General features: G+C 45.4%; 7 protein-coding genes and 1 pseudogene. 1 reads left to right on the top strand and 7 read right to left on the bottom strand.

Going from position 1 to position 11,179, the window contains the following annotated elements; all coding sequences use genetic code 11:
- The 7 genes and pseudogenes from QUB30_RS29635 to QUB30_RS29605 all read right to left on the bottom strand — a co-directional run.
- On the bottom strand, positions 1 to 308 hold a 308-nt coding region (locus QUB30_RS29635), incomplete at its 3' end, for a pirin family protein (RefSeq protein ID WP_333341318.1).
- A gap of 135 nt (positions 309 to 443) precedes the next feature.
- Positions 444 to 800, bottom strand: a complete 357-nt coding sequence (locus tag QUB30_RS29630) for an AraC family transcriptional regulator (RefSeq protein ID WP_333064425.1) — start codon at positions 798 to 800, stop codon at positions 444 to 446.
- A gap of 89 nt (positions 801 to 889) precedes the next feature.
- A pseudogene (locus QUB30_RS29625) lies at positions 890 to 1,636 on the bottom strand (SDR family oxidoreductase).
- Positions 1,633 to 1,815 carry a hypothetical protein gene (locus QUB30_RS29620; RefSeq protein WP_333093237.1) on the bottom strand — a complete coding sequence of 61 codons (183 nt, stop codon included), beginning with the start codon at positions 1,813 to 1,815 and terminating at the stop codon, positions 1,633 to 1,635. The pseudogene QUB30_RS29625 and the gene QUB30_RS29620 overlap by 4 nt, the downstream one beginning before the upstream one ends.
- A 187-nt stretch (positions 1,816 to 2,002) precedes the next feature.
- Positions 2,003 to 2,560: a DsbA family protein gene (locus QUB30_RS29615; RefSeq protein WP_333099889.1), complete on the bottom strand. Its 558-nt coding sequence runs from the start codon at positions 2,558 to 2,560 to the stop codon at positions 2,003 to 2,005.
- Between the two features lie 218 nt (positions 2,561 to 2,778).
- On the bottom strand, positions 2,779 to 3,408 hold the full coding sequence (locus QUB30_RS29610) for a response regulator (protein ID WP_015179707.1): 630 nt from the start codon (positions 3,406 to 3,408) through the stop codon (positions 2,779 to 2,781).
- A 12-nt stretch (positions 3,409 to 3,420) separates the two neighbouring features.
- Positions 3,421 to 10,446, bottom strand: a complete 7,026-nt coding sequence (locus tag QUB30_RS29605) for a PAS domain S-box protein (protein WP_333341313.1) — start codon at positions 10,444 to 10,446, stop codon at positions 3,421 to 3,423.
- A gap of 463 nt (positions 10,447 to 10,909) precedes the next feature.
- Here QUB30_RS29605 and QUB30_RS29600 point away from each other — a divergent pair, with 463 nt between their 5' ends.
- Positions 10,910 to 11,068, top strand: a complete 159-nt coding sequence (locus QUB30_RS29600; protein ID WP_333341311.1) for a hypothetical protein — start codon at positions 10,910 to 10,912, stop codon at positions 11,066 to 11,068.
- Positions 11,069 to 11,179 lie beyond the last annotated feature (111 nt).

Here is an 11,179-nt window from a genome sequence, read left to right as displayed (position 1 = left end):
CGCTCAGAATGAACAATACCTTTGCCCGCTGTCATCCAGTTCACCTCGCCCGGAAAAATCTCTTGTACTGTCCCTAGACTATCTCTATGCAGAATGCTTCCTTCAAACAAATAGGTAACCGTCGCTAAATTGATATGTGGATGGGGTCTAACATCGACGCCTTTTCCAGCCGGGAAAATAGATGGGCCTAAGTGATCGAAGAAGATGAAAGGGCCAACCATTTTTAGGGTTTCACTCGGTAAGATGCGCTGTACGCTAAACCCACCTAGGTCGTGCTTTTCAGGCGTAATCAATTGCTGAATGCTCATTTTTGTCCGATCCATTCTTAGTTGACGTTGTGGACGAAGATACAATCTTAGTTATGTTGCTGCTTCAGATTCTTGCCTAACTTAATGTCAATTTAATAAGTTCCAAGGCTCGATTTCTTTCAGATTCTTATGGCGCTAACGAATCTGCTTGGGGGTCTTTCCCGTGAATCGCTTGAAGTGCTGCGTCAAATGGCTTTGGCTGGAGAAGCCGACTTGCAGGGCAATGTCTGCGATCGCCAGATCTGTTTTCGATAGCATCAATTTTGCCTGTTCCACGCGCTGCTGAATCACGTACTGACGGGGAGAAATTCCCATTGTTTGCTTAAACAAACTTGCAAAGTAAGTCGGGCTAATATTGATCACTTCTGCAAGTTCCGTCAGTGATAGATCTCGATCAAGGTGAGCACGAATATAGCCGATTACTTGCTGTAATCGAGTGTGCGTTAAGCCCTTACGCTTGGCTTTAAGGGTTGGCGTTGTAATTGTTAGCATGGTTCAAAGATTGGCAATTTGCTCAACAAAACAGACAAAAGCTAGCCATCGCGCATTCGATCACTGCAATATTTTGCATTGCCGATCAACTACTGCGCTACATACCCACCATCTACCATCAATGTTTCACCTGTTACGAAGGATGCCATATCAGATGATAGAAACAGGACTGCATTTGCAACTTCAAGCAGTATGCCAACTCGTCCGATCGGGTGAAGTCCTACCAAGTAAGCTTTGGCTTCATCTGTAACTCTTTTAAACATATCTGTTTGGATTGACCCTGGTGCAACGCCATTAATGCGAATACCCGCTTTGACATATTGGAGTGCAGCAGCTTTTGTTAAGCCTACTACCGCATGTTTACTCGCGGTGTAGACGAGTATGTTAGGAAGTGCAACGACTCCAACCGCAGATGCCATATTGACGATCGCACCACTTCCGTGTTTCAACATCTGAGCAATTTCATATTTCATCGACAACCAAACGCCTTTGACATTGACGTTCATAGTGCGGTCATATTCAGCTTCTGTTTGCTCAATCAATGAGGGATTTTCGCCGCCCATTCCTGCATTATTAAAGGCAATATCCAACCTATCAAAAACGTCAACCGTTTTATCAACCATTGCTTTAACATCGGCTTCTTTCGTAACATCTGCTTGCACAAAAATAGCATCTCCGCCAGCTTATTTGATCAATCGAACCGTTTCTTCACCTTCATCAATTCGACGACCAACTACCACCACCTTTGCTTGTTGTTGGGCATAAGCGATCGCTGTTGCTCTGCCGATTCCCGATGTACCACCAGTGACTAACGCCACTTTATCTTGCAGTATCATTCTGTTTCTCCTGTTTCAATTTCGTCAGTTTGCATCAAGTAAACTTGTCTCAGTAACTCAGTGACTTCTTGCGCGATCGCAATCAGGGCATGATTGACTGAGGAGTCCTGAAGAGAATCAGTCTGAGGTTTACCTTCATGCCCATAATTATTCTTATCTTGTACTAGTAAACGTGTCATAGAATTATCCTCAATGAAATACTGATTTGTAATTCACTAAATCAATACGCAGGAATTCAGTTGTTGGCATGGTTCAAAAAGCGGTAATTTTGTTCAGCAGAGTAGGCAAAGTCTAGCCATCAAAATTAGATGGCTTACAGCACTTACAGGCAAGTCAGATATGAATTGAGAGCAAAGATCGGGGAACTTAATGACTTGCAGCAATCATGGCAGCCATCAACTCCGTCGTGTTCCAGCGCTCGGTATACCGAATTCCATTGATAAACAGGGCTGGGGCAGTCGTTACTCCACTCTCTATTCCGCCTTCGATATCTTCGTTGATGCGATCGACATGCACTTGTTTAGACAACTCTTTGAGAAATTGAGGAATGTCAAGCCCTAAATCATTGGCGTACTCGACAAGATAACCGTTCTCCAACCTTTGTTGATGGTCAAATAAGGTATCGCTCATTAACCAAAACTTTCCTTGGGCGGCGGCGGCTTCGGCGGCTTCGGCGGCCCGTTGAGCATGGGGATGAATCTGTGTTTGTGGAAAATGACGGAAGATGAAGCATAAATAATCTTCTCCAAAAGCAGCACTAAGCTCTCGTTTGATCGCTTTAATCAGCTTGTAAACGTCCGCACTTCTAGGGCATTGATAATCTCCGTACATCACCAGCACTACCTTGGCACTCAGAATACCTTGAATCCAATCTTGAGTTGAAGGTGGTACAAGTAAAGACCTGTGGCTACGATCGTCGCTCATGTTTTTACATCTGCATCAAGCATAGAACCATGCAATTTACTTGCTCGATCCATTTGCATGACTGTTTGCATAAATTCAATATAGGTGGTCGCTTTCAACCTGTCGTCTATAGTGAGTTAAAAGTTTGACAGTAAAAATTGATAGAGTAATCGTTCCATCGCAAAGTAGAAGGCCGACTCTAACTTAAGTTAGACTCTCAACTCGATCGAAAGTACACCCTACAAACTGACAATGCCGCGCTTAACAGCAACAATCACCGCTTGAGTGCGATCGCTCACATCCAACTTATTCAAAATCCGATTGACATGAGATTTAACCGTGCCTTCACCAATACTCAAAGCTGCCGCAATATCCGCATTACTCATTCCCTGTGCCAGCGAGCGGAGTACTTCTAATTCTCTTTCACTCAGTTCTGGATTGCTGAGGCGCTGTACTAACTTTGCTCCCACATCAGGCGGAATATACTTCTGACCCCGATGAACGGTGCGAATCGCATTCAGAAGCTCGTCAGGTTCAGTTTCTTTCAGCAGGTATCCTTTTGCGCCTGCCTGCAATCCCCGATAAATATCTTCGTCACTATCATACGTGGTCAGTACAATAATCCGAGCAGATTTAACGCTCGCACAAATTGCACCAATGGCGGCAACTCCTTCCACTTCAGGCATTCGCAGATCCATTAGCGTTACATCTGGTTGGTGTTCCCGAAAGGCGGCGATCGCCTGTTCCCCATTTTCGGCTTGTGCAATCACCTGCATATCTGGGTCACGGTTAATAATCGTGGCTAATCCTTGCCGAAAAATGGCGTGATCGTCCGCAATCAGAACCCGAATGGTCGTAGCTTGGCTCATTGTAATGCTCACTCAAAGGTTGACGGTGACAATAATTTCTGTTCCTTGTCCAGGTTGACTCCTAATCGTGAGTTGTGCGCCGATGCGCTCAGCCCGTTCGCTCATGCCGAGTAAGCCAAAACCCTCAGAGGCTGAAATACTTCCAACTCCAAAGCCCTGTCCATTGTCTCTCACGCGCAAGCAAAACTGATCGCGATCGTAGACTAGCTCCACTCGAATTTCATCAGCATTGGCGTATCTAATCGCATTAGTTAATGCTTCCTGCCCAATCCGTAGTAAGTTATTCTCGACTTCAGTGGGTAGAGAATACACTGCACCCTCAATCTCATAATATAGAGTGACATCCATTGCGGCAGTTCTGATTTGAGCGATGAGACGATGTAGAGCGCTCTGTAGACTGCCCTCCTCCAAAAGCTGGGGACGGAGTGCCACGACCGATCGCCGCGCTTCAGTCAGTCCAGTTCGCGCCAATTCTTTAATCAGGTCTAGGTGTGCCTGAGCTGCTTCTAAATCATCCGTTAGCACCTGGTTTGCAGCACCTACCTGAGCCAGAATACCTGTAAACGACTGAGCGAGTGTGTCGTGAATTTCGCGTGCCATGCGGTTGCGCTCTTCCAGAATCGAGGCTTCTTCTGCTTGCTTCAGCGCCGTAATATCTCGCGCTAGCCAAATCACCCGATCGTGGTCGATTGGTGCAATGCGAGCCGAAAACCAGGCTTCTCGTCCATTTAGAAACGCACTGTACTCGACTGTGAGGGTTTGTTGGGTTCTCAGCACCTGCTGAATATAACTTAGAAATTCATCGGCTTGTTCCTTTCCGAGTTGATGCATGGTTTTATCAATCATCTCCTCAATGGGTTGCCATAGCAGATTTGGCTCCTGTACGATGATTTCAAGGAATCGCCCTTCAGCAGTCAGTACAAATAATGGATCGGGAATGGCTGAAAAGAGCGCCCGCAGTTCTGCTTCAGAGGCTTGCAATGCTGCTTCTGCTTGCTTGCGATCGTTGATATCCGTAACAACTCCCAACGCTCGGATGGGTTCACCGGATTCATTCCAGGTAACAATTTTGCCGACAGAACGAATCCATTTCCACTGACCATCCTGGGTACGAAGGCGATACTCTACTTGAAAGTTGGGGATTTCTCCAGTAATACAAGCACGGTAGGTTGCGACAACTGATTCTCTGTCATCAGGATGCAAACGAGCAATCCATTCAGGAATGGTTTCGTGGAATGTTGCTGGATCGTAGCCCAGCATTAAAGCGTATTCCGGGTTAACAATTCTTTCTTCAGTCTTTAAATCGAAATCGTAGAGTCCTTGATTTGAAGCGGTTAATGCTAAGCGTAGTCGTTCTTCACTCGTTTGTAGAGCGGCTTCTGCTTGTTTGCGATCGCTAATATCCGCAATCACCCCTTCAATGTAGTCATCGTCTGCATTCAGATAAGCAGAGAAAAGTCCCCAAAACACTGTCCCATCTCGTTTTCGCCCCTGTGCTTCATAGCTTCGCACTTCCCGATCCCGCTTCAGCACCTCAAGGAATTGTTGGCGATCGCTGGGATTTACATAGTAGTCTGTGGCGTGTTCAAGCCCAATCATCTCCTCTGATGAATCAAAGCCAAGCAGATTGGCATAGCATTGATTGGCATCGAGAAGTAATCCATCCGAGAGGCGGGTACGGAAGATGCCAACCTGTGAGTTTTCAAAAATAGTTCTGAACTTAACTTCACTGCGTTGTAATGCCTCTTCTGCTTGTCTACGCTGGGTGGTGTCCATTCCAACCGATAAGATTTCAACGAACTCTCCCTGGTCATTGAAGATGGCTTGATTAGACCAGGCAAGCCAAACTCGCCGACCGTCTCGACACAGGTTTTCACTCTCGCCTTTCGGGTACAATTTGGGATTCCGAAGTAAATCATGGATAAAGGGTTTGACATCGCGTCCAGAGGTTTCGATGTCTGGAATGATTGTTTCAAATAGGGTTCGCCCTAAAAGCTCGTGTTCTTCATAGCCCAGAAGTTTCACCCCATAATCATTTATGTAATGAATCCGTCCTTGCGTGTCATAGCGAATGATGACTGAATTCGCGGTTTGTAGCAGGTTGCGGTAATTGGCCTCACTTTGTAGTAACGCAGCAGTTCGTTCTGCAACCTGTTGCTCTAAAGTGCAGTTGTAGTCGGCTAGGAGTTTCTCGGCTTGTTTGCGCTCTGTAATGTCCTGAAAGGTAGCGATCGCATAAGTGATATTGCCCTGTCGATCAAAAACTGGCGTTCCCCGTGCCTCCAGTAGAATTGTGACATTATCTCGACGAATTTCTATATCTTCAGTCCTGATGCGTTCGCCTCTTAATGCCCGCACAATAGGCAAGCTCTCCGCTGGATAGATTTGATCCGTTCCCGCTACATAAAGCTGATAAGCCTCTGAGATCTGCTCTGGTGCTATGGAAGGATCAGTTTCTTTGCCCACGAGTTGATTGCCGCATTGGTTGGCATAGTAAGGGCAACCCTTCGCATCCACGATCGCAATTCCCACTGGAATCGCTTCGAGGAACTGGGTGATCTTGCTTTCTTTAGCCCGCAGTTCTGAGTAAAGGTTGGCATTTTCGATGGCGATCGCTGCTTGAGTCGATAATAGCTGCAAGACCTGCGATCGCTCTGGTGTGAATACTCCAGTTGCTAACCGATTTTCTAAATACAGTACACCGATCAGCTTGGCTTGATTTAGCAGCGGCAAACAGAAAACAGATTGAGGCTGGCTCTGTTGAATGTATGGCTCATTAATAAAAGCACCTTCACGAGTCGCATCATTTAAGATGACAGGCTTCAGAGTCCGAATCACATATTGAATGATTGATTCTGGCAATTGATCGGAAATTGGAATAGACTGTAACACCTGAGTTGCACAAGCATTCTCATCGGCATTGAGTTCACAAGCCGCTTCAATCGACCATTCTCCTGAGTTTTCTAAAATCAGATATCCGGTTTGTGCGCCAGCATTCTCAATTAAAGTTTGCATCAGCGATCGCAGCAATTGCTTCAGTTCAATTTCACGAGAAATTGCCTGTGAAGCTTTCATCACTGCTGCCAAATCGAAAGCGGTATGGAAGGAATTAGAGATAGTTTCAGCAGTAATAGGAATTGATGTGGAAGCGGCTCTAGACGACTGAGAAAAGAACTGTGGATAGCGAGTTTCTAAGTCTTTAACTTTAGCGGTTGCGCCCCAGCGATCGTAGCAATAGTGCGCCTCTTTCATGTAGGTTTGAGCAATTTTTTCTCTGCCTCGCGCTAGATAATGTTTAGCCGCTAATTCATACGCGAGTGCTTCTTCCTGGATATACTCATTTTCAGCAGCACCTGTGATCGCTCGTTCATAAAGTTCCTCGGCCTCAAAGAATTGCCCTGAGACTCGCGCTTTCTCTGCTTCGACCAGATGAAATTTATGTAGATAGTTCATCGGGGCGTGTTCTGCCCATTTTTGCATCTTTTCTTGGTTGCTGCTCACACAACTCAGCCAAGCCTTTTTTTCAGCGCTCGAAGCCTCAACAAACAGGCTCAAAAGCACTAGAGAATTGTAGAAATAGAACATAGGTACACCCGTTATTGCTGTTACCTCTTCTAAATAATACTGCTTGGCTAAAACAGCAGTTTGTGCAGCTTGCTGATACTCCCCAAATAGATAACACAATATGACTTTGTTTAAATAAAAGTAGTGAATTCCAGTTTTGTCTTTAATTGCAACAGCGTGCGATAGCTTTTCCTCTTCATCATATACATTACCAATTAAACGGCTTGGGTTCTCAGACCTACCTAACAGATTAAGAACTGTTTGCCACAACACTGCAATCCAATTCGAGGGGTTTTCTCGTCTGATTTGTCCGATCGCTTTGCTGTAGGTTGCCGTTTTTTGTTCCAATTGGGTGAGTTCCTCACCAACAAAAAACGAGCGATAACATGCATGATATAAAGCATAGCCAGCGAATTCAAAGTCTCCGGTTTCCACTCCGTTTTGATAAGCATCAACCAGAAATGGTATTACTTTCCTAAGATGTACCTTCCAGTGCATGACATGGGCACTCGAAAACATTAATGCTTTAGTATTTCCTTTTTTGGTATTCAATCGTTCTGCCAAGCTTAGAGCAAATTTGCCAAATCTATAACCGAGTTCAGTATCTTGAACAACTCCACATAGAAGAGATCCGTAGGCAGCATAACTCAGTGGTGACCAAGTAGCATTGCCGTAGTTGATTGATAAATTCACCATTTTGCAAGCAATCAGCATCATCAGTGCTGATGACACCGTAAATGCAGCACCCATGATATTCGCCAGGATATACATTGCTGCCAGCGGTTCTGGTGCGGTCATTTTTGGTAAATTAATTAAGTCTTCGATTTCTTGCCCAGTTAATAGTGCAGCCGTTGACTCCAATTCTTTTTGAACATCTAACTGACTTGGAGTTTCTAATAAGTTTACTTCCAGGAGCTTCAACACTTCCAATCCAATTTTAAGTGCTTCTTTCAGGTTTCCCTGTGACAAATATCTTTGAATTCTGCTATCGTAAGCCTGCACTTTGTCAACCACTGTTTTGGCGCGATCGAGTACCACTTCTACCAACTGTTCCATCTCATCAAAGCGACCCTGGAGATACGCCGCTTCTGCTGCTTCTGAGTACAGCGCTAAGGTGAGGTCATACTCACTCTGCCAACTCTCTGAATTAAGGAGTTTAAGCCCTGTAGTGAAATACTTAAAAGCTGCTTCATAAGCCGTTGCTGCCTTTGCTTTATGACCTGCCATTAAATTCAATCTGGCAATTTCAGTTCGTTCTGATCGAGCAGTAACTAGCTCAAGTCCTTGATTGAGATGATCGATGATTTCAAACAACCGATCGGATCGTTGCTCTGGTGAAGTTTTTTCGAGCAAATTGCGACCGATTTGAAGATGAACAATCTGTTTCTGCGATTCATCAATCAAAGCATAAGCCGCTTGCTGAACGCGATCGTGCGAAAACTTATACTCTTGAACCAACAAGTCTTCATTCAAGTCAGACAGAGGTTGAATTAATCCAGCTTGTATTGCTTCTAATAAATCCTGAAAAATTGCTTTCGGTGATTTTTCGCAAACGATCGCCAACGTTTCTAAATCAAACTCAGACCCAACACAAGCAGCGATGGAGAGAACTTGCTGTGTTGCTTCCGGCAATTTCTGCAACTGACGCAGCAGCAACTCCACCACATTAGCAGTGATATCTTGAGCTTCAATCTCAGCTAAGTTCCACTGCCAACTCAACTGTTGGGCATCAAAGGTCAACAGGTTTTCGCCATACAGCAGCTTCAAAAATTCACCAACAAAGAAAGGGTTGCCCTCGGTTTTACGCAACACGACTTGGGCTAAGGAACGAACGGTATCAGAATTGCGATGTAACGTCTCAGCCACCAGTTGAGTCAACGGTTCCAGCGTTAAAGGAGTCAGGGTAATTTCTTGAAGCGCTGCACCCTGATTTCGCAAGCTCTCCAGCATCAAAATTAATGAATGCGTTGAAGACACTTCATGATCTCGATAGGCTCCGATCAAAAACAGGGATTGAGTTTGCTCGTCAAGCAATATGAGTTCAATTAACTTCAACGTCGCAGAATCGATCCACTGTAGATCGTCTAAAAAGATGACCAGGGGATGCTCTTTTGTACAAAACGCCCGCACAAACCTTTGAAACGTGAGATTGAAGCGATTCTGTGCTTCTGTTGCTCCAACATCGGGCACAGGCGGCTGCTTGCCAATAATGAACTCAACTTCGGGAATGACATCTATAATAATTTGTCCGTTGCTTCCCAAAGCAGTGAGTAGACGTGATCGCCATATTTCCACCTGTTCATTGGGTTCACTCAATAGTTGGTGCACCAATCTTTGCAGGGCATCGACGATTGCGCTATAGGGAATATTGCGCCGGAATTGGTCAAATTTACCCCAGATAAAATAGCCATGCTTTGCGGTGATTGGTCTAAAGAGTTCCTGTACCAATGCCGTTTTGCCAACGCCAGCGTAACCAGTAACCAGCATCATTTCACGGACTGCCTTACGCCCTGTCACCCTGTCAAACGCCACCCATAATGCTGCAATCTCCGCTTCTCGCCCATACAGTTTTTGAGGAATGCGGAACTGCTCGGAAACATCTTGCAGTCCCAACGATATGTCGTTAATCTGACCCACTTCCGCCAGTTGTTGGGCACAGCGCTCTAGATCTGCTTTGATGCCCCAGGCACTTTGATAACGATCCTCTGCATTTTTTGCCATCAGTTTCAAAATCAGGTTTGAAACAGGTTGGGGGATCGTGACATTTAATTCATGCGGGGGAATCGGCGGTGTAGCAATGTGGCAGTGGACTAGTTCCAGGAGATCTTGAGTGGGAAACGGCAATTGTCCCGTCAACAGTTTGTAGAAGGTTGCACCCAGTGAATAAAAGTCGGTGCGATAGTCGAGCATCCGGTTCATTCGCCCGGTTTGCTCTGGCGACAAATAGGCGGGGGTTCCTTCTAGAAGATAGAGACTTTTGAATGTGGGATTGGTGCGACTGAAGCGAGTGGCAATGCCAAAATCAATGATTTTGACAACGCCAGTCCTCGGATTAAAGACAATGTTGCCAGGATTAATGTCTTTATGGATGACATGAGCCGCATGGATTTTGCCTAGAGTATCAGTAATGGCGATCGCCATATTCAAAAAAACCGACAGCGGCATAGGAGAGAAATCTAATTGTTGCCGCATCCAGCATTCTAAAGACTCTCCACCAAAGTCTTCCAAAAGAATAACCAGCGTGCGCTGGTAGTCTTGTTGGCTGTATGCCTTGACTACGCCTTCAATGTTGAGAAAACGAGTAATTTCATACTCCTGCCGATAGCGAGTTAATTCATGAGGAGAGGGATAATCCTGCTTGAGAACTTTGGCAATCACTGCACAATCATTTTGCTCTCTGATGCCCCGATACACCAAAGAAGCTAGGCTCTCATAGATTTTGCTGTGGATAATAATTCCAGGCAGGGTAATCATTGAATGCTCCCTCGATAAAGGACTGTCATCCGTTTCCCAAAGTATATCGCTTGCCAAGCTCCAGACTATAAAGCTCCTTGTGTAGCTCTTTATATCTTGACTTGTAATTGCTCAACTCAGTAGCCAATCAGACTGGTGTGAGGCAAGGGCATGGGAAATAGCCTGGAAGGCAGAGATACTCTGATGGCGAGCCGTATCCACCAACGACCGCACCTGGGCGAACAACTCCGCACCCCAATCGGAACAAAAGCCATGGGTGACCTTGCGAAAAACCACGCTCCAGCGCAGTGCCTGTTCACTGGAAGGATTGGTCGATTAATGGTTGATCGGTTGTATGAATGTACTTTCGATCAAATTCGGATTCCAACTTAAGTTAGAGCCAGCCTTCTACTTCACGATGGAATGCTTGCTCTATCAATTTGTACTGTAAAATTTTTAACTCACTATAGACGACAGCTTGAAAGTGATTTCCTATATTGAATCTATGCAAACAGTCATGCAAATGGATCGGGCAAGTAAATTGCACGGTTCCATGCTTGAAGGCATGAATGTTCAAGGTGCAACTGGATTAACGCACGCTCAAGCAGCGACGTTGAAAGCATTAGGAGCGATCGCACAGTGAAGCGAATGCTCTTTGGGCACGCGACGCGAACGCCTTAACTCTATGCTTAACTCGCGGATCTTAAGTGGCGAAATTTGGAGTTGTCTTGCAGACTTAGTTCATGGCGCGATC

Source organism: Microcoleus sp. BROC3 (genome assembly GCF_036702515.1).
GTDB lineage: Bacteria > Cyanobacteriota > Cyanobacteriia > Cyanobacteriales > Microcoleaceae > Microcoleus.
This window is presented reverse-complemented; position numbering and strand designations above follow the sequence as displayed.